The 21,523-nt window shown below is 45.6% G+C and carries 23 protein-coding genes; 13 read left to right on the top strand and 10 right to left on the bottom strand.

The genetic code is table 11. The features are described from left to right. The first annotated feature begins 72 nt into the window (after positions 1 to 72). Positions 73 to 711, top strand: a complete 639-nt coding sequence (msrA, locus tag LIX84_RS13495; RefSeq protein ID WP_005392333.1) for a peptide-methionine (S)-S-oxide reductase MsrA — start codon at positions 73 to 75, stop codon at positions 709 to 711. A gap of 86 nt (positions 712 to 797) precedes the next feature. Here msrA and LIX84_RS13490 read toward each other — a convergent pair whose 3' ends face one another. Beyond that, positions 798 to 998 (bottom strand): DUF1107 domain-containing protein, encoded by a 201-nt coding sequence (locus LIX84_RS13490; RefSeq protein ID WP_012841164.1) that lies wholly within the window; start codon positions 996 to 998, stop codon positions 798 to 800. Positions 999 to 1,212: 214 nt separating this feature from the next. On the opposite strand from LIX84_RS13490, the gene LIX84_RS13485 reads away from it, so the two are divergent. The 7 genes from LIX84_RS13485 (at position 1,213) to LIX84_RS13455 (ending at position 6,864) form a co-directional block, all read left to right on the top strand. Next, complete coding sequence (locus LIX84_RS13485; protein ID WP_005392336.1) at positions 1,213 to 1,764, top strand: YtfJ family protein; 552 nt, start codon at positions 1,213 to 1,215, stop codon at positions 1,762 to 1,764. A gap of 236 nt (positions 1,765 to 2,000) precedes the next feature. Beyond that, positions 2,001 to 2,300, top strand: a complete 300-nt coding sequence (locus tag LIX84_RS13480; protein WP_226421514.1) for a DUF2607 family protein — start codon at positions 2,001 to 2,003, stop codon at positions 2,298 to 2,300. A 134-nt stretch (positions 2,301 to 2,434) separates the two neighbouring features. Beyond that, a complete protein-coding gene (gene zrgA, locus LIX84_RS13475) occupies positions 2,435 to 3,100 on the top strand; it encodes a zinc uptake protein ZrgA (protein WP_226421513.1) in 666 nt (221 codons plus the stop codon). A 52-nt stretch (positions 3,101 to 3,152) separates the two neighbouring features. Further along, complete coding sequence (locus tag LIX84_RS13470) at positions 3,153 to 3,881, top strand: ABC transporter ATP-binding protein (RefSeq protein ID WP_226421512.1); 729 nt, start codon at positions 3,153 to 3,155, stop codon at positions 3,879 to 3,881. Further along, positions 3,878 to 5,137: an ABC transporter permease gene (locus tag LIX84_RS13465; RefSeq protein WP_046874051.1), complete on the top strand. Its 1,260-nt coding sequence runs from the start codon at positions 3,878 to 3,880 to the stop codon at positions 5,135 to 5,137. Before LIX84_RS13470 ends, LIX84_RS13465 begins: the two co-directional genes overlap by 4 nt. A gap of 4 nt (positions 5,138 to 5,141) precedes the next feature. Next, entirely contained in the window at positions 5,142 to 5,636 is a 495-nt protein-coding gene (locus tag LIX84_RS13460) for a DUF3299 domain-containing protein (protein WP_012841166.1), read from the top strand. Positions 5,637 to 5,958: 322 nt separating this feature from the next. After that, the gene (locus LIX84_RS13455; protein ID WP_114323091.1) at positions 5,959 to 6,864 is read left to right on the top strand and encodes a TIGR03899 family protein; all 906 of its coding nucleotides are present in this window, start codon (positions 5,959 to 5,961) and stop codon (positions 6,862 to 6,864) included. Between the two features lie 89 nt (positions 6,865 to 6,953). On the opposite strand, the gene cysC is transcribed toward LIX84_RS13455, so the two are convergent. The 5 genes from cysC to cobA form a co-directional block, all read right to left on the bottom strand. Beyond that, positions 6,954 to 7,571, bottom strand: a complete 618-nt coding sequence (gene cysC, locus LIX84_RS13450; protein ID WP_226421511.1) for an adenylyl-sulfate kinase — start codon at positions 7,569 to 7,571, stop codon at positions 6,954 to 6,956. A gap of 24 nt (positions 7,572 to 7,595) precedes the next feature. Then, positions 7,596 to 9,320 carry an SLC13 family permease gene (locus LIX84_RS13445; RefSeq protein WP_005392351.1) on the bottom strand — a complete coding sequence of 575 codons (1,725 nt, stop codon included), beginning with the start codon at positions 9,318 to 9,320 and terminating at the stop codon, positions 7,596 to 7,598. 252 nt (positions 9,321 to 9,572) lie between these two features. Next, positions 9,573 to 11,003 (bottom strand): sulfate adenylyltransferase subunit CysN, encoded by a 1,431-nt coding sequence (gene cysN, locus LIX84_RS13440; RefSeq protein WP_226421510.1) that lies wholly within the window; start codon positions 11,001 to 11,003, stop codon positions 9,573 to 9,575. Positions 11,004 to 11,021: 18 nt separating this feature from the next. Next, positions 11,022 to 11,930: a sulfate adenylyltransferase subunit CysD gene (gene cysD / locus LIX84_RS13435; protein ID WP_005379592.1), complete on the bottom strand. Its 909-nt coding sequence runs from the start codon at positions 11,928 to 11,930 to the stop codon at positions 11,022 to 11,024. A gap of 59 nt (positions 11,931 to 11,989) precedes the next feature. Further along, the gene (cobA, locus tag LIX84_RS13430; protein WP_226421509.1) at positions 11,990 to 12,865 is read right to left on the bottom strand and encodes a uroporphyrinogen-III C-methyltransferase; all 876 of its coding nucleotides are present in this window, start codon (positions 12,863 to 12,865) and stop codon (positions 11,990 to 11,992) included. A 275-nt stretch (positions 12,866 to 13,140) separates the two neighbouring features. Between cobA and cpdB the strand changes: the two genes are divergently transcribed. Both cpdB and LIX84_RS13420 read left to right on the top strand, forming a co-directional pair. After that, complete coding sequence (gene cpdB, locus LIX84_RS13425; RefSeq protein ID WP_226421508.1) at positions 13,141 to 15,102, top strand: 2',3'-cyclic-nucleotide 2'-phosphodiesterase; 1,962 nt, start codon at positions 13,141 to 13,143, stop codon at positions 15,100 to 15,102. Positions 15,103 to 15,199: 97 nt separating this feature from the next. Next, positions 15,200 to 15,778: a Crp/Fnr family transcriptional regulator gene (locus LIX84_RS13420; RefSeq protein WP_213883848.1), complete on the top strand. Its 579-nt coding sequence runs from the start codon at positions 15,200 to 15,202 to the stop codon at positions 15,776 to 15,778. Between the two features lie 54 nt (positions 15,779 to 15,832). Here LIX84_RS13420 and dbpA read toward each other — a convergent pair whose 3' ends face one another. After that, complete coding sequence (gene dbpA / locus LIX84_RS13415) at positions 15,833 to 17,212, bottom strand: ATP-dependent RNA helicase DbpA (protein WP_226421507.1); 1,380 nt, start codon at positions 17,210 to 17,212, stop codon at positions 15,833 to 15,835. Between the two features lie 142 nt (positions 17,213 to 17,354). On the opposite strand from dbpA, the gene LIX84_RS13410 reads away from it, so the two are divergent. After that, positions 17,355 to 17,816, top strand: a complete 462-nt coding sequence (locus LIX84_RS13410; protein ID WP_031780248.1) for a GNAT family N-acetyltransferase — start codon at positions 17,355 to 17,357, stop codon at positions 17,814 to 17,816. 80 nt (positions 17,817 to 17,896) lie between these two features. On the opposite strand, the gene LIX84_RS13405 is transcribed toward LIX84_RS13410, so the two are convergent. Continuing rightward, complete coding sequence (locus LIX84_RS13405; protein ID WP_046874056.1) at positions 17,897 to 18,493, bottom strand: LysM-like peptidoglycan-binding domain-containing protein; 597 nt, start codon at positions 18,491 to 18,493, stop codon at positions 17,897 to 17,899. 232 nt (positions 18,494 to 18,725) lie between these two features. On the opposite strand from LIX84_RS13405, the gene LIX84_RS13400 reads away from it, so the two are divergent. Next, positions 18,726 to 19,346, top strand: coding sequence for an FKBP-type peptidyl-prolyl cis-trans isomerase (locus LIX84_RS13400; protein ID WP_005392370.1), 621 nt, complete (start codon positions 18,726 to 18,728; stop codon positions 19,344 to 19,346). A 153-nt stretch (positions 19,347 to 19,499) separates the two neighbouring features. Continuing rightward, positions 19,500 to 19,979 carry a DUF2780 domain-containing protein gene (locus LIX84_RS13395; RefSeq protein ID WP_226421506.1) on the top strand — a complete coding sequence of 160 codons (480 nt, stop codon included), beginning with the start codon at positions 19,500 to 19,502 and terminating at the stop codon, positions 19,977 to 19,979. A gap of 135 nt (positions 19,980 to 20,114) precedes the next feature. On the opposite strand, the gene rplQ is transcribed toward LIX84_RS13395, so the two are convergent. Together rplQ and LIX84_RS13385 are read right to left on the bottom strand one after the other, a co-directional pair. After that, entirely contained in the window at positions 20,115 to 20,495 is a 381-nt protein-coding gene (gene rplQ / locus LIX84_RS13390; RefSeq protein ID WP_005383141.1) for a 50S ribosomal protein L17, read from the bottom strand. A gap of 26 nt (positions 20,496 to 20,521) precedes the next feature. Beyond that, positions 20,522 to 21,514 carry a DNA-directed RNA polymerase subunit alpha gene (locus LIX84_RS13385; protein ID WP_005383143.1) on the bottom strand — a complete coding sequence of 331 codons (993 nt, stop codon included), beginning with the start codon at positions 21,512 to 21,514 and terminating at the stop codon, positions 20,522 to 20,524. Positions 21,515 to 21,523: the final 9 nt, after the last annotated feature.

The following is a 21,523-nucleotide window of genomic DNA, read 5'->3' as shown; positions in this document are numbered from 1 at the left end:
TCATCACAGCATCAGATACAGACGAAATGAAAAAGTTCGCAAATTTAAGACACGTATTGAAGGACAAATACCATGCTCAACAAACAAACATTGATCAGTATAGAAGATGCCTTGCCAGGTAGAGATCAACCGATGCAGGTTGAAGATCATCATTTTGTAAATAAATCTAACTTAAAGGCACCATTGGAGCCGCATCAACAACAAATTCTGCTGGGAATGGGCTGCTTTTGGGGCGCTGAGCGCGTATTTTGGCAACTGGATGGGGTTATCTCCACTTCGGTTGGCTACGCCGGTGGATATACACCCAATCCTACTTATGAAGAGGTGTGTACGGGTAAAACAGGCCATACAGAGGTAGTACGAGTCGTCTTCGATGAACGCGTGATTTCCTTAGAAAAACTACTGGCCGTTTTTTGGGAGAAACATGACCCAACCCAGGGGATGCGTCAAGGTAACGATTTGGGCACACAATACCGTTCGGCTATTTACACTTATTCCGCGAAGCAGCAAGAGAGCGCAGAAAAATCGAAGCTCTTGTATCAACAAGCACTGCAAGAGGAACTACGCGCGAACATCACCACTGAGATACAGCCAGCGGGCCCGTATTATTTTGCCGAAACTTACCACCAGCAATACCTGGCTAAAAACCCTGACGGTTACTGCGGTATCGGTGGCACAGGTGTTTGCTTTCCACCCAGCTTACAAAGTTAGTTCCTAGGACTAACTCAAACCAAAAAGAGCGACCGAATAGGTCGCTCTTTTTTGAAATCGAAAACTAAATTCAAGCCAACGGGCTCTTAAACAGACAGCGAAGCAATCACTTGGTTGACTTCTTTAAAGATGGTGAGTCTTTTCTGATCGTTGACGTCAGGGAGCAAAACTTTGCCATTGTCGAACTGAAAACATCCAACCCCAGCAATAAAGAATTGACCTTTGAACAACGTTTTAACGAAACGTGCCACTTGTAATGGTCGGTATACAGCAAACTCACGTAGCATAACTCACCTCAATTCCTTTGAGAAAACACGGATTGCTTATTTATCCTCTGCAATCTTGATGCGCAATCTGCGACGAAGTTCATTTTAGCAAATTCTAAATATAACGCAATATTACACCACCCCATACGTTAAATAAATGTTATCAACAGTTCTACAAATTTCCTAGATCTGGATATATACTGGAAAACTTCCAACTCGTACGGAATATAACAATATGAAAACTAAGACTCTCCTACCTCTACTATTGGCTATAACGCCAAGCTTTGCGTTTGCACACAACCTATCTGTCGGTGAGACCGTTCCTTCTGCCAAGGTCGCGGCTTATGGCGAGATTGTTTTGCAAGGTGAGGGCGTGGCATACCAACCATGGGCAACCCAGCATATGCAGGGTAAGGTTCGTGTTATTCAAGCAATCGCAGGTCGTAGCAGTTCAAAAGAAATGAACGCCCCTTTGATGTCAGCAATAACCGCCGCGCAATTCCCGCAAGAAAGCTACCAAACAACTACGATCATTAACCAAGATGATGCAATCTGGGGGACAGGTTCGTTCGTGAAATCTTCAGCCCAAGACAGCAAAAAAGAGTTTCCTTGGTCATCTATGGTTCTGGATGAAAATGGCGTAGTCGCCAACACTTGGGATCTTAAAGAAGAAAGCTCTGCCATTATTGTTCAAGACAAAACAGGTAAAGTGCTGTTTGTAAAAGAAGGCGCACTTGAGCAAGATGAAATTGCAAAGGTGATCGAGCTAATTAAACAGAACATCTAGTCTCGTTGCTTGGCTCCTTAATATCCGTAGTACGCAGTATAAGGAGCCATGCGACCAAACTTAAAGCTTGAGGTTTCTGTTGCCCCTAGTTGAACGCTCAGTGATTCCACCAAGGAGACTGTCTCAGATTCGGCGACATCGCATGTGTTGACGTAAATTTTCCCACTAGCCAACAAAAGAGTGAACTTTTACTCATTATGGGTGTTATATTATAACAGTCGGTAAGAGGAGCTCAGATGTACCACCACCAGCAAAAGATACGGAAGCATTGGCATCGCTCTGTTTTATTTTTCAGTGTCGCGTTGCTGATCGCTTGGAACTTTGCGGTAATCCTTCATCAAGTTGATCTGACTCCCGAACACCACACACACCATCATTGCCAGCTATTTTCTGGGGTTCAGCACGGCATAGCCAAAGCTCAACCGACCCTATCGACGCCAACATTTACGCGCATCCAATACCATGATGTCTTTCAGCGCCTTGTTAATAGTGAAGACATTCGTGGTGCAGCTCGTGCCCCGCCTTATTTTGCTTAATTTCCAAACTATTCCACACTCAACATAATTTGTGCGTATTCCTGCACCTAACGTGTCAGCGAATCGCACCTTAGTAAATACAAATCTGATCCGGTATTGCTCGGGTTAGTGCCAGCAAAATTAGGAAACACAAAATGTCATCGAAACATGTTTTAGCGCTTGTCATTGGTCTCTCTTTATCGACAGCAGCAAATGCGGACGAATACCGCCAGCACGGTGCTCATGTGCATGGTCACGTCGAATTTAATATCGCCCAAGATGGAAAGGATCTGTTAGTGGAGATTACTGCTCCCGGAGCCGATGTGGTCGGTTTCGAGCATGCTCCAGAAAATGAACAACAAGAGCAAGCACTTAAACAAGCCACTGCCACCCTAGAAGACAGCAACACACTGTTTGCGATTAACGCGCAAGCCAATTGTGATATTGAAGAAGCTTACGTAAACCATAACCTCAGCACCCCTCATGAAGACCATGATCATAGCGAGCACGACCATGATGACCATGCAAATCACGATCATGAAGGGCACGAACACCATAATCACCACAATGAACATCATGATGAACATGAGCACCATGACGGTCACGATGCTCACCATGAGGAGCATGAAAATGGCGGACATGGTGAGTTTTCAGTGCAATATCGCTTCAGCTGCGCCCAAGTTAACCAACTCAGTCACATTCAAACCGACTGGTTTAATCAATTTCCAACGACTGAGTCAATCAACGTCAATATATTCACTGACACCATGCAATCAGCCATCAAACTGAGCAAAGATAACTCCCAAATCGTAATCAAATAACACGAGTGGCGTGTAAGTACACACTTACACGCCAATGCTTTGGTGATTTAGTATGACTGAAATCATGTCAAACGTTGTTGAGCTAAATAATGCCCAGTTTGTCTGGCCCGGTTCAACAAACGCAACCATTCATATTCCACAGTTACATATTGCCCAAGGTGAGCACGTATTTATCAAAGGTCCCAGTGGCTGCGGTAAATCTACGCTGCTTGCCCTACTAACTGGCATCAACACGTTAACATCAGGCTCTCTATCCGTACTGAACACTGACCTTGTTAGTTTAAGTGCAAGTCAAAGAGACAAATTTCGCGCCGATCACATTGGCTATATCTTTCAGCAGTTCAATTTATTGCCTTATTTAAACGTACTTGAAAACGTACTACTGCCTTGCCAATTCAGTCAAACACGACGTGGCCGCGCTCATTCAAGAGCGCCATCTCAAACGTTAGGAGAGCAAGCTCAAGCTCTGCTTGAAAGACTCCACCTACCCAGCGAGCTTCATGCACGTCCTGTATCGGAACTGAGCATTGGCCAACAACAACGTGTTGCGGCTGCACGAGCACTCATTGGGTATCCGGGGTTAGTGATTGCTGACGAGCCAACCTCCGCTTTAGACCATGATAACCGTAAAGCGTTTATTGAACTCCTGATGGAGCAAACGAATCAAGCCAACGCTACGCTGATCTTCGTCAGTCACGATCCAACGCTTGAGCCCTTATTTGACCGCACACTTAACCTACCAGATATTAACCAAGCATCTGACCTAGGAGCCGCATCATGAGCGCTGTTGCAAAGCTCGCGTGGAAGAGCTTAATCAATCGTAAGGCGACGGCAATATTAACCATCATGACTGTCGCGATTTCTGTCATACTCCTTTTAGGAGTAGAACGCATTCGTACTCAGGCAAAAGATAGCTTCGCCAATACAATTTCAGGCACCGACCTCATCATTGGTGGCCGTTCTGGACAAGTGAACTTGCTGCTCTACTCTGTATTTCGCATTGGCAATGCCACCAACAACATTGACTGGAAGAGCTACCAAGAGTTTGCCAATCATCGAGCAGTAGATTGGGCGATTCCAATCTCACTTGGCGACTCACACAAAGGATTCCGAGTAATGGGAACCAACCACAGCTATTTTGAACACTATAAATTCGGAAGTAAGCAACCACTAACCTTTTCAGAAGGCCGAGAATTCAATGGTTTATTTGAAACCGTGCTCGGTTCTGATGTCGCAAAACAGCTGGGGTATCACGTCGGTAGTGAAATCATCATTGCCCACGGCATTAGTGATGTAGGCTTTAGCCGACATGACAACCTGCCATTCAAAGTTGTCGGTATTCTTGCGCCCACTGGCACGCCAGTCGACAAAACCGTCCATGTATCGCTAGAAGCCATCGAAGCCATCCACGTCGGATGGGAAAGCGGTGCACGTTTAGGCCCAACACCCAAGGCACAAGACCTCAAAAACAGAGACTTTCAGCCCAAGCAAATTACCGCGATGCTGGTCGGTTTGAAATCTCGTATTCAGACTTTCGCCCTACAAAGGCAAATCAACACTTATCCCAAAGAACCGCTTAGCGCGATTATGCCCGGAGTTGCGTTGCATGAACTGTGGGGAATGATGTCTGTTGCCGAGCAAGCCTTAATGGCAGTGTCTGGCTTTGTGGTGATTGCAGGATTACTCGGCATGCTAAGCAGCTTATTAACCAGCTTGCAGGAGCGCCGCCGTGAAATGGCGATTTTGCGCGCTATGGGAGCAAGACCTCGTCATGTTTTCTCATTGTTGATCAGCGAAGCCAGTCTACTTACTGCTGCCGGAATTGTGACCGGAGTGGCAGGGCTGTATGCCATTCTCGCCATCGTGCAACCCATCATTCAACAGCATTATGGAATACATCTGACTTTAAGCCTCTTATCGCCCTATGAATGGATGCTATTAGGTTTCGTACAATGCGCTGGAATTGTAATTGGTTTCATCCCGGCTTTTCGCGCCTACCGACAGTCACTAAGTGACGGAATGACAATAAGGATTTAATAAAATGTGGAGAAAAATACTCGCAAGTTGCTTGCTGATCGTCTCATTTATAGCACCAGTACTCGCAAGCGAGGAGCCATTAACGCTCGACTGGATTGATCTAGTACCTGAGAAAGAACGCAAACTGTTCGACAGCGTGGGCATGCCAGCTTCTGATCACAGTGGCGGCGCAGCGCAACAGTCTAAAATTGGTAACGTTCGACCAGAGCTAAATGGAAGCCAAGTTAAAATCCCGGGCTTTGTCATCCCGCTTGAAGGTGACGCGAATACCGTCACCGAGTTTTTGTTGGTGCCATACTTTGGAGCTTGTATCCACGTACCACCACCGCCACCAAACCAAATCATTTACGTGAAGTTTCCCAAAGGCGCACCCGTTCAAGAACTGTGGGATGTCATATATGTGGTTGGGGAGCTGAAAACCGAGACGATAAGCCACGAGCTGGCTGAAACGGCTTACGTTATTGAGGGATCGAAAATAGAAGCCTACGACGATATGTAGTTTAAGTCGTTGACATGCATCGGTACACCTAAGGCGTCACATCGGCGCCTTTTTTAGTTCTGTGTTACACGATATAACGAGACAAATACGCTAATACGCCAACATAAATAACCAAAAGAAACGCTATCGACAGGTGCTTTTTTAATTTACCTGCTTCTGAGAACTTCATTGTCCCTCCAAAATAACGATAACAATTTTAACAACTCATTATCATTTTGGATAGCCCTATTCGTTCAAAAACTGAGAACTCCTATCTGGTCGCCTGGTTAGATAAGGTGTAAATTTAAACAAGCGAACAGCGCAGTTCTTGGTAGGAAAATTAATGGCAGAACCGACAAAGCAACCTGTTGTCATCGAACATCAGTCAAACGCACAAAAAAATACGCAACAAGAAAAGAAGCAGGGCTACATCAAAGACAGTGCCAGCAAGGTAAAAACCATTGCCCAAATACACGGTCTTGATGCCTTACTGCAAACCGATCCACCGGCCAAATCCGCGCTTGAAAGAGCCCAACTGCGTGAACAGAGACGCCAAGAACAGCGACAAAAAAACCTAGAGCAGATTTTAAAGCTAGCACACAGTTCATGCCGAGATGAAACTGCCGGAGAGCCTGACCAAGACTGGTTGTATCGTTTTTTTGAAATGGCTCAAGACATCCATAACAGCGCGATGCAAAAGTTATGGGCTCAAGTGATGAAGCGTGAAGTGACAAACCCAGGCTCAACGTCTATGAAAGCGCTCAAAGTCCTCAAAGATATGTCACCAAAAGAAGCGCAAACTCTGCAAAGAGCCGCCTCTCTGGCGTGTAGTTTTGGAGGGGATCACAGTCGCAAGCTGTTGATTGGTTATAAAGCGCAAGGAGGAATATTTAGCTTCGGCAAACGAGACATCGCCAACAGCTTAAACATGGGAAGTTTTCAGCTGCCCTATTCAAGTTTGTTGCTGTTGATTGAACTAGGGTTACTGCATAGTACCGAGCTTGAATCTGGCGAAATTGGTATCGAGACGCCATTGGTCCTCACCTACCAAGGTAAAAACTTGTCGCTGAACGTGAACAGCAAAGGCGTCCGCCTTTTATATTACCGCTTCACGCCAACAGGCAATGAGCTCTGTACCTTGCTCGGTAACAAACCACATGCCGACTACTACGACCAAATGCTTGCGCTTTTAAATCATAGGTTTAGTGTCCATAGTGACGCTAAAAGTACGGTTCATCATACCGTGTAGGCAGTTTGAGAAGCATTTGACCACCCATGATCCAAATGCTTCTTAAGCCGTTCAAAGAGCTTGAGGTCACCAATGATCCAAATGCTTATTTATCGGATCACTGCACGCGACTTAAGCGCTTCCAAGCACAAGTCCACCAGCTCATCGACGCTTTTTTCGCCCGCTGGTAAATCGACTTCCGGATTCTTCGGTGCTTGATATTCAGAATCAATACCAGTGAAGTTAGGAATTTCTCCCGCACGTGCTTTGCGGTACAAACCTTTAGGATCGCGACCTTCGCAGACTTCTAGAGATGCATTGACGAACACTTCGATAAACTCACCTTCTGGCAATAAGTCGCGCACTAGCTGTCGCTCTGCACGATGCGGTGAAATGAACGCCGACAACACAATTAAGCCTGCATCCGCTATCAGTTTAGCCAGTTCACCAATACGACGAATGTTCTCGCGACGATCCTGTTCAGAAAAGCCCAAATCACTACACAGGCCATGTCGCACATTGTCACCATCCAATAAATAGGTGTGGTAACCCAATGCTGCAAGGCGATTTTCCAACGCCCCCGCTACGGTTGATTTACCCGCTCCAGATAAGCCAGTAAACCACAATACGGCAGGTTTTTGCTTCTTTAATTCAGCACGAAACTGTTTATCGACCGAATGCTGGTGCCAAACAATGTTTTCATCTTTTACCGTCGTTTCGGCAGTCATAACGTATCCTTGTAAATATCGGAATTAAAACGGGAAGAAGACCGGAATCAAAGTAAGCACTAATACAGAGTACACAATCGAAATCGGCACACCAATTCTCACATAGTCGGTCAATTTGTAATTTCCTACGCTGTACACCAGCAAGTTGGTTTGATAACCGTAGGGAGAAATAAAGCTCGCACTGGCGCCAAACAAGACCGCCATAATGAATGGCATCGGATCAACGCCATAACCGACCGCCATGCTATAGCCAATAGGAAAAGAAAGCGCAGCCGCGGCATTATTCGTCACCAGTTCAGTAAGAACTAATGTCATGATGTAAGTTGCGACCAAGGCTCCAAACACGCCCCAGCCATTGAACGCTTCAATAAACATCGCTCCCATTCTCTCTGACAAGCCGGAAGAGATCATCAATTGAGCGATGGACAAAGCAGAGCCGACAATCACGACGATATCGATCGGAAAACGGCGGCGCAGTTCTGATATCTGTACAATGCCAAACGCGATAAGTGCAATAAGATACGCGGCAAGGCCTTTAATAATCGGTACTAGTTCTAATAGCGCACACCCAATTACGGCAGCAAAACCCAGTAGCACGATGGAGGATTTATTCGTATCAAGCCGAGCGCTAGAGTCCAAATCATGCACTAAAACAAACTCTTTACGATGAGCTCGGCGTTCAGACTCAAAACGCTTGCCCGGAACCAGAACTAACGTGTCACCTGGCGCTAAGGTAATGCTACCCAAACCGCCCTCTAGGCGCTCATGGCCACGACGAATAGCGACAACAACGGCATCAAAGCGGTCACGGAATCGGCTCTCTTTAAGTGTTTTATAGCAAAACGTCGCGGATGAGCTCACCACAACTTCAATAAAATTTTGCCCATTCAAGTGCTGCTGACCAAAAAGCTTGAGGCCCGGAATTTCTTGCAGGGTCGCGACGCTCTCAACATCACCGCAAAACAACAAACGGTCTTTCGCATTGAGTACGAAATCCGGTCCTACAGAGGAAACCGTCACGCCATCTCGTACAACCTCCGCAAGAAACAGTTTGCGCAGCGCACGTAAATTATTCTCGCTGACCGTGCGCCCAACTAACGGTGAACCAGGCTCTACGCGAGACTCAAGAAAGTACGGTAAATCTTCTTGACTTTGATCATCGTAGTTCGGCAGTAAGTAACTGAGCGGGATAAGAATCAGCATTCCTCCCACCAACACCGCCAAGCCAATCATCGTGGGTGTAAAAAAGCTCAGGCTCGGCAAACCGGCATCTTCAACAAAGCTGTTGATGATTAAGTTAGTCGACGTACCTATCAAAGTTAATGTCCCACCAAAAATAGCCGCGTAAGACAGCGGGATGAGTAATTTCGAAGGCGCATGCTGCTGATTACGCTTAATCGCCCCAATCAATGAGACAACCACGGCGGTATTATTCGTGAATGAAGAGAGCAAGGCCGTTGATACACCGAGCTTAGCGATCACACTGCCTAACTGGCCTTCAGAAATACTACGGCTCACCCAACTGATCAGTAACGTTTTTTCTAAAGCACACGATGCAAGAATCAACAGAACCAGAGTCAATAACGAAGAGTTGGTAAAGTTGGATGCGATCGTGGCTGAATCCATCATTCCCGCCATAAATGCAATAAAAGCGGCACCCGCAAAGACATAACTAGGCTTAATTTTCGTGACAAGCAAACAAGTGATAATGCCAAGCAAAATCGCTAATACAAACCCTTGTTCCCACATAGCCTTTCCTTACCAAATCGCCCAAAGGGCACAACAACGGCTCATTTATCCGTGAGACACCAGACAAACGAGTAAACAGACCAAAATCAGCGTAAGCGAAAAGAACATCAGAATGCTCGGTTTTCTTGGGCTTCACCGAAGCATTCTGGTATTAGGAGAATAACCTAACTGCATTTCGCAACTCAGTTAGGCAACGACGCCCCAAGCACAACAACAGACAGAATCAGAGCTTATCGTGCTCGGGCGCGCCAATTACTTTTTCAGCAATTGGCTAACGTCTTTTGCTTCCCAGTGTGGGAAGTGTTTACGCACAAGTGCATTCAGCTCAACTTCAAACGCAGAGATGTCCGTCAAGTCGCGCTCAACCACCGCGAGGCTTTCTTTGACCATGCCTGCACCAACCGTCACGTTCGTCAGACGATCGATAATGATGAAGCCGCCGGTATCAGCACAATCTTGGTAATTGTCCAGCGCAACTGACTCATTGAGAGACCATTCACACAAGCCAATACCATTCAATGGCAGCTCTGCCGCACTATGAGTTGATAGGTTGTTGATATCATATTGGTGACGAATCGCTTCAACATGGCCCACAGTTTTCTTACCCGCGATTTTGATGTCGTAGTCACGGCCCGGTTGCAGAGGTTGCTCTGTCATCCATACCACATCGGCAAGCAAGTGGTTTGTGGTTTCCACTTGAGCATTGTCTAGGACAATCAAATCGCCACGGCTAATATCGATCTCATCGCTTAGCGTCAGAGTGACCGCCAACCCAGCACGAGCTTCCTCAATATCACCATCAAACGTAACAATGCGTGCCACGGTTGACGTTTTCCCCGATGGCAATGCTTTGATGGCATCACCGACTTTGATCGAACCTGAAGAAATCGTCCCCGCAAAACCACGGAAATCGAGGTTAGGACGGTTAACGTATTGCACAGGGAAGCGGAACTCACCCGCACCTTTTTCTTGATCCACATCGACCGTTTCAAGAAGTTCAAGCAATGACGGGCCTTTAAACCAGCTTAGGTTTTGCCCTTTATCTACCACATTGTCACCTTCAAGCGCCGAAATCGGGATGATTTGAATATCAATATCCCCGGTCAGGTTCTCAGAAAACTTAAGATACTCATCGCGGATTTCTTCAAAGCGCTCTTGAGAGTAATCCACTAAATCCATCTTGTTGATCGCCACAATAAAGTGCTTCAAACCCAATAGGTTGGAAATAAAAGAGTGACGACGAGTTTGATCAAGAATGCCTTTGCGTGCATCAACTAAGATCACCGTTAAGTCACAGGTCGATGCGCCTGTTGCCATATTACGCGTGTACTGCTCGTGCCCAGGTGTATCGGCGATGATGAACTTACGTTTCTGCGTCGAGAAATAGCGGTAAGCCACATCAATCGTGATCCCCTGCTCGCGCTCAGCTTGTAAGCCATCGACCAACAACGCAAGGTCAGGCTTTTCACCCGTGGTGCCCACACGTTGGCTGTCTGAGTGTACTGCCGCTAGCTGATCTTCATAAATTTGTTTTGAGTCATGGAGTAAGCGACCGATTAGTGTACTTTTACCGTCATCTACCGAGCCACAAGTCAAGAATCTAAGTAACGACTTGTACTGGTGTTGTGTTAAATAGCCTTCGATACCAAGCTCGGCTAATTGAGCTTCAACTGCACTGTTCATTATCTTTCCTTAGATCCTTTAGAAGTAACCTTGACGTTTCTTAAGCTCCATCGATCCTGACTGATCGTGGTCGATCGCTCGACCTTGGCGCTCACTCGACGTTGCCACCAGCATCTCTTCGATAATGCCGGTCAAAGTGTTCGCTTCAGACTCGATAGCCCCAGTTAATGGATAACAACCAAGAGTACGGAAACGCACACTCTTCTCTTCGATCACTTCACCCGGTTGAAGCTCCATACGATCATCATCAACCATGATTAGCATGCCGTCGCGTTCAACAACTGGACGTTTGTCAGCGAGATAAAGCGGTACGATCTCAATGTTTTCTAAATAGATATATTGCCAGATATCAAGCTCCGTCCAGTTCGAAAGTGGGAATACACGAATGCTCTCCCCTTTATTGACCTGACCGTTGTACGTTTTCCACAGCTCTGGACGTTGATTTTTAGGGTCCCAGGTATGGTTCTTGTCACGGAACGAATACACTCGTTCTTTTGCGCGTGATTTTTCTTCATCACGACGAGCGCCACCAAAAGCAGCATCGAAGCCATATTTGTTTAGCGCCTGCTTAAGACCTTGCGTTTTCATGATGTCCGTATGCTTTGACGAGCCATGAACAAACGGACTGCAGCCCATTGCTAGACCTTCTGGGTTCTTATGTACCAAAAGCTCAAAGCCGTATTTGGCTGCGGTGCGATCGCGAAACTCAATCATCTCGCGGAATTTCCAGTCGGTATCGACATGCAAAAGTGGGAATGGAATTTTGCCCGGGTAAAACGCTTTACGCGCTAGGTGCAGCATCACTGATGAGTCTTTACCAATCGAATACATCATGACTGGGTTATCAAACTCAGCCGCAACTTCGCGGATAATATGGATACTCTCCGCTTCGAGTTGTTTAAGGTGAGTTAAACGTTGTTGGTCCATGTTTTGTATTTCCTTTTTAAGCTTGAAGGCGCATTACGTCTCTAATCTTTGGTCTGAAATTATATGGAGTTGGCAATAGCACTTTTGTTGAATTCAGTACTAGACAAAAACCAGTCTAACTTTTGAGACAGTCGCACTACCTCTCCGACAACAATCAAAGATGGCGATTGTGCTTCCTTCGATAAATCAGAGAGTTGGGAGAGTTCTCCCGTAAATACTTTTTGTTGAATCTGCGTGCCACGCTCAATAATGGCAATCGGAGTCGACGCTGAACGACCATGCTTAATGAGTTGATTCTGAATATAGTGTGATTTCATCAGCCCCATGTAGATCACTAAAGTCTGATTCCCACGCGCCAACGTGGACCAATCCATCTCATCACTTTCTTCTTTCAAGTGGCCAGTCACAAAGATGGCCGATTGCGCATAATCACGATGAGTCAGTGGAATACCAGCATAAGCGGTTGCGCCAGCTGCTGCGGTAATGCCAGGGACAACCTGAAAACGCACGCCAGCATCAGCAAGCACTTCTAACTCTTCACCACCACGACCGAATACAAACGGATCCCCACCTTTAATGCGCACTACTTTGTAGCCCTGCTTGGCAAAATCCACCAAAAGCTGGTTCGTCTTCTCCTGCGGCACACTGTGATGCCCAGCTCGTTTCCCAACGCACACTAAAATCGTATCGCTAGGGATCAAGGCCATGATTTCTTCAGACACCAAGTAGTCGTACAAAACCACATCGGCTTGCTGCAAACAGTTCAGTGCTTTCACTGTCAAAAGTTCAGGATCACCCGGCCCCGCCCCCACTAAGGCGACTTCACCAGGCTGTAGCGATTGCTTTGCAAAACGAGTAACACTAGCTACTGGGTTGTCAGAAACTAACCGGGGCTTTGGTTTAGGAAAAGAAGTGACTGAATCGTTCGTTGCCATGTGCTTGCTCATCGTCCATTGATATCGTTATGCAAGCATTATGGCGGGGCGTTTATATTACCTGAAATTCTAAAATTTCATTTTTTATTCAAAAATCTGCTAAGAAGTTTTTGTTTGGTCTCATTCAAAAGCGTGAAAAAGTCGGCGGTTAATATGAATAAGGTTCAGTAAACTGATTTTTGTTCACAGTTTTCTGTATCTTTATCATTAAGTTGCACCAGCGTTTGATACATTACGCGGTACGATTCCCCCTTCCCATTGAATTGGAGCACCAAATGAAAGTGGCAGTTCACCCTATTTCCCTCGCAGTGTTAAGTAGCATGCTAACGCTTGCTGGTCCTGCGATGGCCGATACCATCAAGCTTCGTATCATCGAAACCACCGACATTCATACCAACGTGATGGATTACGATTACTACAAAGACCAACCATCACAGCAAATTGGTTTAAGTCGCGCTGCGACCATAGTGAAACAGGCTAAGTCCGAGGCAGAAAACACGGTATTAGTAGATAACGGCGATTTAATTCAGGGCAGCCCAATGGGCGATTACATGGCGGCGAAAGGGATTAACGCTGGCGATGTCCACCCAGTCTACAAGGCGATGAACCAACTAGACTACGATGTGGGCAACATTGGCAATCATGAGTTCAACTATGGCTTAGATTTTCTACAAAAGACGTTGGCGGGCGCTAACTTCCCTTACATCAACGCAAACGTATTTGATAAAAAAACCGGTGAGCATTACTTCAAGCCTTACCTGATCAAAACCCACACCTTTAAAGACACAAACGGCGAAGCGCATCAAATAAAAGTGGGTTATATCGGCTTTGTACCACCACAAATTATGGTGTGGGATAAGAAGAACTTAGAAGGCAAAGTCTTTGCTAAAGACATTAAGGAAACAGCAGAGAAACTGATTCCTCAAATGAAGAAAGAAGGCGCAGACGTGATTGTGGCGATTCCACACTCGGGCATTTCTACTGATCCATACAAACTAGGCGCTGAAAACTCAGTTTACTACCTCACAGAAGTTGAAGGTATTGATGCCATTGCTTTTGGCCACTCTCACGCGGTCTTCCCAGAGAAAAACTTCGCAAACCTACCTGGTGTTGATACCGAGAAAGGGACCATCAATGGTGTGACGTCAGTGATGCCGGGCCGCTGGGGAAGTCATGTAGGTGTGATGGACTTGATGCTGAAAGAGGAAGACGGCAGATGGCAAGTAGTTGAAGGCCAAGCAGAAGCACGCCCTATCTTCGATAAAGTAAATAAGAAGTCATTAGCTAAAGCCGATGAAGATATTGTGAAAGCGTTAGAAGAAGATCACAAAGGCACTCGTGAATTTGTAAACCAACCAATCGGCAAAGCAAATGATGTCATGTACAGCTTCTTGGCATTAGTGCAGGACGACCCAACCATTCAAATCGTTAACCTTGCTCAGAAAGACTACGTAGAACGCTTTATTCAAGGCGACCCAGACCTTTCTGACATTCCAGTACTGAGTGCGGCAGCACCATTTAAAGTCGGCGGTCGTAAGAACGATCCGAATAACTTTACAGAAGTAGAGTCCGGTCAGCTCACCTTCCGTAATGCGGCCGATCTTTACTTATACCCAAACACCTTGGTTGCGATGAAAGTGAAAGGTAAAGAAGTTCGCGAATGGCTAGAGTGCAGTGCGGGTCAATTCAACCACATCGACATCAACAATCCTAAACCGCAATCTTTGATTGATTGGGATAATTTCCGTACTTACAACTTCGATGTTATTGATGGGGTTAACTACCAAATCGACGTTACCCAACCGCCGAAGTACGATGCGGATTGTAAAGTGATTAATCCAGATTCTCAGCGCATTGTGAATCTGACGTTTAATGGTAAGCCTGTCAATCCGAAGCAAGATTTCATCATCGCAACCAATAACTACCGTGCTTATAGCAATACTTTCCCTGGTACAGGCCCAGATTTCATTGCATTTGACGCACCAGATGAAAACCGCTCTGTCGTCGCCACTTATATTTCTCGCGTGAGTGAAGAAAAAGGAGAAGTGACACCAAGCGCTGACAACAACTGGTCTTTCGCACCGATTAAGTCCGATAACAAGCTAGATATTCGTTTCGAAACCTCCCCTAGCGATAAAGCGGCGCAGTTCATCAAAGAGAAAGGACAATACCCAATGAAACGCGTGTCAACAGACGACATTGGTTTCGCAATTTATCAAATCGATCTGAATAAATAAGGTTGATTTGACAACAACACTAAGCGGCTCTCATGAGCCGCTTTTTTGTTATCAATAAAACCCGTTAAAATAAAGAAAACCGTTTCTGAGTTATCACATGCACAGCGATCTTTTTTCAGACTTAGTCAAACATGGCTTTTTAGAGACAGAAGCAAACCAACTTATTGAAAATGGTGAGTTGCTCGAACTGCCTACACGCCACATTCTTAATCACCAAGGGGAGTTTAGCTCACATCTGTACTTCATTATTGAGGGGTTATGCCACGCAAGCTATCTCACGGAGCACGGCAAAGAATTCAGTAAAGAATTTTATTGGGAGAAGGACTGGGTTATCGGGTTTGAGAGCATAATAAAGGACCAACCTTCGCCTTACTTATTGGAAACGCTGAGCGCTTGTCAGCTATTTTGCTTGCCAATTGAAACGTTGCATCACTGGCGAGCAGAAAAGCACGCCATTTACTTAAAGCTACTCGAAAACCAACTGGTTAATAAAGAGAATAAAGAACGCTTTATGTTGCTCTACTCTCCAGAGGAACGATATCAATTATTTTGCGCTCATTACCCAGATTTAGAGCAACGTATTACCGATAGTCAAATTGCGGCCTACCTGGGCATTACGCCAATCAGTTTGAGTCGAATCAAAGCACGCTTAACCAAAGATCACACTCTCAAATAAACTCAAAAAAGAAAAAAGCTCTTCAAACGAAGAGCTTTTTCTCTGCTATTTGAGCTATTTAAGAATTCGCGCCCGGAACTGGCGCCCTTTCATCTTGCCGTTACTAATGGTCTGTAAAGCCTTTTTAGCCACAGACTTTTCGACGGCAACATAAGCGCGCACAGGGAATAGGTGAATCTTGCCAACTTGAGAGCCTGGGATACCATTTTTCCCCGTCAGACACCCTAAGATATCACCCGGTCGTACTTTCTGTTTCTTACCGCCATCAATGTTAATCGTCACCATCTTCGCTTGGTATGGCTGCTGATTTGATTTGGCAGGCAATGTTGCTGGTACCACGTCCATATCCAGGTATTCTTCAATACGAGCTACACGCAAACCGTCTTTCTCTCCAAAGAAGCTGAACGCCAAACCTTTACTACCCGCACGGCCTGTACGACCGATACGGTGTACATGAACCTCAGGATCGCGCGATAGCTCAAAGTTAAAGACTGCATCAAGGTTATCTACGTCCAAACCACGCGCCGCGACGTCTGTTGCGACAAGGATAGAAACACTCTTGTTAGCAAACTGCACCAATGCTTGATCGCGTTCACGCTGTTCTAAGTCCCCATGGATATCGATAACGCTGAACCCTTTGCGATGCAACTCATCTGCGACACTTTGCACTTCTTTTTTGGTATTGCAAAAAACCACAGCGGACTCTGGTTGGTGAGTCAGTAGCAAGTTCGCCAACGCTTCATCACGCGCTTCCGAACCTTCAACTTTGTAGAAATGCTGAGCAATGCTTGAGGTATCGTGCGTCGATTCCACCTTAATGACTTCAGGCGTCTGCATAATACGCTGCGCAATTTGCTCAATTTTCTCCGGGAAAGTAGCACTGAAAAGTAGAGTTTGACGCTGCTTTGGCGCTGCATCAATAATCGCATCTAATGCGTCTTGGAAACCCATGTCCAACATGCGATCAGCTTCATCCAACACCAAGGTATTCAGCTCGCTAAGGTTAATGCGGCCTTTCTCAAGGTGATCCAAAATACGGCCAGGTGTGCCGACTAGGATATGCGCTCCATGCTCCAGCGAACCAATTTGTGGCCCCATTGGCATCCCACCGCAGAGAGTAAGCACTTTAATATTATGAATGCCACGACCTAAAGTACGAATTTCCTTCGCGACTTGATCCGCAAGCTCACGAGTTGGACACAATACTAATGACTGGACACGAAAGCGTTTGACGTTAAGGTTCGATAAAACACCCAAACCAAATGCAGCGGTTTTACCTGAGCCCGTTTTACCCTGCCCGATGACATCACGATGTTTTAGGATTGCAGGCAAACTCAAAGCTTGAATTGGCGTCATGTGGGTGTAGTTCAGGGAATCAAGTGTGGCGAGTAACGCTGGGTTTAGCCCGACTTGATCAAAAGTTTGTTTGCTCACGGGAATATCCTCAGGTGAGATGAAAAGAGGGCACATTATCACCAGATTTGGTGGGAAAACCAGTGATAATTAACCTTTGTTAATGAGTATGAGTACAAAACAAAGTAAAGTCAGTCACTCTACTCTCATGACGGATGACAACATGCTCACTTGGATTACTTTGCCCTTTGCTCAACTGACAACCACACAATTGTATACAATGATGAAATTACGTGTGGATGTATTCGTCGTTGAACAAACCTGCCCTTATCCTGAACTGGATGGCAAAGACACACTGGAAGGTGTTTATCATCTAATAGGTTACCACGGTGATGAACTTGTTGCTTGCGCACGATTACTACCCGCTGGCACTACGTATGACAATGTGAGCATTGGTCGAGTCGTCACCAAACAAACTGCGCGTGGTGATGGTCTGGGACATAAGTTGCTGGAAGAGGCATTAACACAGTGTGAAATATTGTGGCCAGGACAGACGATTGATATAGGAGCTCAAGAGCATCTCATCCAGTTTTATGCGAGTCATGGATTCAAAGTTATTTCTGATCGCTACCTAGAGGATGGTATTCCTCATGTGGATATGCGAAAAGAAGCCGTAGCGATATAACGCGTTCATTGCTAGGTTACTAATTTATAGATAAACTAAAAAGACGCGATACCTTCGCGTCTTTAGTTCATTTGAAGCATCTACTTGTTGCGCCCAAAGGTCCCATCCGATAAGCGGAAAAACATGACGGACCGCCCGCTTTTTTCTAGTTGCAGCATATCCAACTCGCCTTCATCGCTAAGCTTAAAGCGAATCAATTGTCCTTGTTTAATTTGGCTCAGCGGCTTATCACTGCCTTCGATTTTTACTAGAGCGCTAAGATCCGCCATCGAGAGCTGATTACTTCTGAAAACCTGCGCTAACGTGTCGCCATTTTTAACCGTGTACTCTTTCCAGTCTTCGGATTTCGGCCCAGAATTCTGAGAGGTTCTTTGCTGGCTTAAACTCTGTGCATTCAGCTGAATCGCTACGCGCTGATGATCGACCTCAGCTTGCTCAACTGATTGTTCTGTTTTATTCGGCAAAGGAATAACAAGGAGTACCAGAATCAATGGAACTAAAACCATCAAAGCTCGTTGATGGAATTTCGGTAGGCGCAGCCAAAACTGCTTAACAGGCTGTATACGCTCCAACCATTGCTCTTTGTTGAACGGCTGCTTCCAGTCGATAGCAGCGAATTTTTGTTTAACCAATTCGACATAGTCGACTTGCTGCTTTTTCTTTCTGCGACGATTCATTTTAATGAGTCCCTTAATACTTCTACTGCCAGTATAAAAATACCGACGCGGAGAGTATATGTTTTTCACTAAACTAAAATGGAATTTGGATTAAATTAGCAGAAATTTCACTTGGAGTAAGAGATAAGTCACACCCTGGCCGCCTCAATTAAGCATTCAGTCGCAATCATTTAAACCTAAGCTCGAAACTGATATCCTGTTGCCTTTATCACTCCTAACAAGAGCGACATTCATGTCTGAAATTAAATTTGAAACTGCAGAACAAAAAGCAAGCTACGGCATTGGTCTGCAAATGGGTCAGCAACTTGCAGGTTCTGGTCTTGAAGGTCTTAGCGTTGATGCTATCGCAGCGGGTATTGCAACAGCACTAACTGGTGACATGCCATCAATCGAAATTGATGAAATCAACAAAGCACTACAAGAGCTTCACACTCGTGCAGAAACCGCTCGCCAAGAAGCAGCGAAAATTGCAGCAGCAGAAGGCGAAGCGTTCCTAAAAGACAACGCACTACGCCCTGAAGTTAACGTTCTAGACTCTGGCCTTCAGTACGAAATCATTTCTGAAGGTACTGGTGCAGTTCCAACAGCAGAAAGCTCAGTTCGCGTTCACTACCACGGTGAGCTAACTGACGGTACTGTATTCGATAGCTCTGTATCTCGCGGTCAACCAGCTGAATTCCCTGTTACAGGCGTAATCAAAGGCTGGGTAGAAGCACTACAACTAATGCCTGTTGGTTCTAAGTGGAAACTATACGTACCACAAGACCTTGCGTACGGTGAGCGTGGCGCTGGTGCAGCTATCCCTCCATTCGCAGCACTAGTTTTCGAAGTAGAACTACTAGATATTCTTTAATTGAAACCATTTTCAATTATGATTTAGTAAAACGGCGCATTAGCGCCGTTTTTTTGTCTAAACTGAATAGACTTTCTCACCTCTAAACCTTTCACTCTGATAGCCTTTAAAACAATAAAATCACGTTAAAAACGCTCAACCTTCGGAGGTACTATGCGTAAAACACTCCTGACTCTGGCACTCTTATCAATGAACATTGGTAGTGCGCACGCATTCTTAGATTCCGTCACGCAAAAAAGTAAAGAAAGTGGCCTAATGGATATGGTAGGTAGTAGCCTGAACACTGAATCATCTCCATTAACAGACATGCTAACTAGCCAATTACCTGTATCTACAGAACAAGCGGCTGGAGGTAGTGGCGCACTACTCGCTTTGGCTCAAAGCCAGCTTTCACAAGAAAATAGCAGTGAATTACAGTCTTTGATTCCTGGGCTTTCAAACTTGCAAGGAGCACAAAGCTTACTGGGGAATATTGAGAATATCAGTGCAGTAAAAAGTGCATTCGATACGTTGGGTTTAGATCCCTCTATGATCAGTCAGTTTGCTCCAGTAATCTTGGATTACTTGAACAAGCAAGGCGTTAGCGAGGGACTTCTAAGTTCGTTAGGCGGGTTGTGGAATACTAGTAAATAAGCGCAAGTGATAATCACTTTTTAAATTGCCAGTCTGCATGGAGTAAAATAAATGCAGGCTGGATATAAAGATTTACTGAATCGCAGATACAAAAAAGCCGAGCTAACGCTCGGCTTTCTCGTTCTTACGAACTGATTACTCAGCAGCTTCTTCAGCAGCTGGGCGATCTACAAGCTCAATGTAAGCCATTGGAGCTTTATCACCAGCACGGAAGCCAGCTTTTAGGATACGAGTGTAACCGCCCTGACGAGCAGCAAAACGTGGACCTAGTTCGTTAAATAGTTTTGCAACTACTTCGTTGTCACGAGTACGTGCAAATGCTAGACGACGGTTAGCAACACTGTCAGTCTTAGCTAGTGTAATCAAAGGCTCAACTACGCGACGTAGCTCTTTTGCTTTTGGCAAAGTAGTCTTGATAACTTCATGACGTACTAGAGAGCTAGCCATGTTGCTGAACATCGCTTTGCGATGTGAGCTGTTGCGGTTGAGTTGACGACCACTCTTACGATGGCGCATGACCTAATCCTTCTAACTAGTATCGATTAATCTTCAGCGATTGATGCAGGTGGCCAGTTTTCTAGGCGCATGCCCAGAGACAGACCACGTGACGCAAGTACGTCTTTAATCTCAGTAAGAGATTTTTTACCAAGGTTAGGCGTTTTAAGTAGCTCAACCTCAGTACGTTGTACTAGATCACCGATGTAGTGAATCGCTTCTGCTTTCAGACAGTTAGCAGAGCGAACTGTTAGTTCAAGATCGTCTACAGGACGCAGTAGGATCGGATCGAATTCTGGCTTCTCTTCTTTCTCCTCAGGAACTCGTACATCACGAAGATCTACGAATGCATCCAATTGTTCAGCTAGGATTGTAGCTGCACGACGGATTGCTTCCTCAGGTTCTAGAGTACCGTTTGTTTCCATATCGATAACAAGCTTGTCTAGATCAGTGCGCTGTTCTACACGAGCTGCTTCTACAGCGTAGGCAATTTTGTCTACTGGGCTGTAAGTAGCATCTACTAGTAGGCGACCGATTGGACGCTCGTCTTCTTCGTTATGGATACGCGCAGAAGCTGGAACATAACCACGACCACGTTCGACTTTAATACGCATTGCGATTTCAGCGTTGTCATCCGTTAGGTGACAAATAACGTGTTCAGGGTTAGCGATCTCTACATCACCATCATGGGTGATGTCACCTGCAACCACAGGGCCCGAGCCTGATTTGTTCAAAGTAATGAACACTTCATCTTTGCCTTCAGCAACACGCACTGCCAAACCTTTAAGGTTTAGAAGGATTTCAAGAATATCTTCTTGTACACCTTCTTTAGTGCTGTACTCGTGAAGTACGCCTTCGATTTCTACTTCTGTCACTGCACAACCAGGCATAGAAGATAGAAGAATGCGGCGAAGTGCATTACCCAGAGTATGACCAAAGCCACGCTCTAATGGCTCAAGAGTTACTTTTGCGTGAGTCGAGCTGATTTGTTCGATGTCAACTAGACGTGGCTTAAGAAATTCTGTTACAGAACCCTGCATTGTGTCCTC

The sequence above is a fragment of the Vibrio sp. E14 genome, assembly GCF_020515785.1.
Classification (GTDB): domain Bacteria; phylum Pseudomonadota; class Gammaproteobacteria; order Enterobacterales; family Vibrionaceae; genus Vibrio; species Vibrio diabolicus.
Note: the sequence above shows the minus strand (reverse complement) of the source record. Positions and strands in the feature narration are given on the sequence as shown.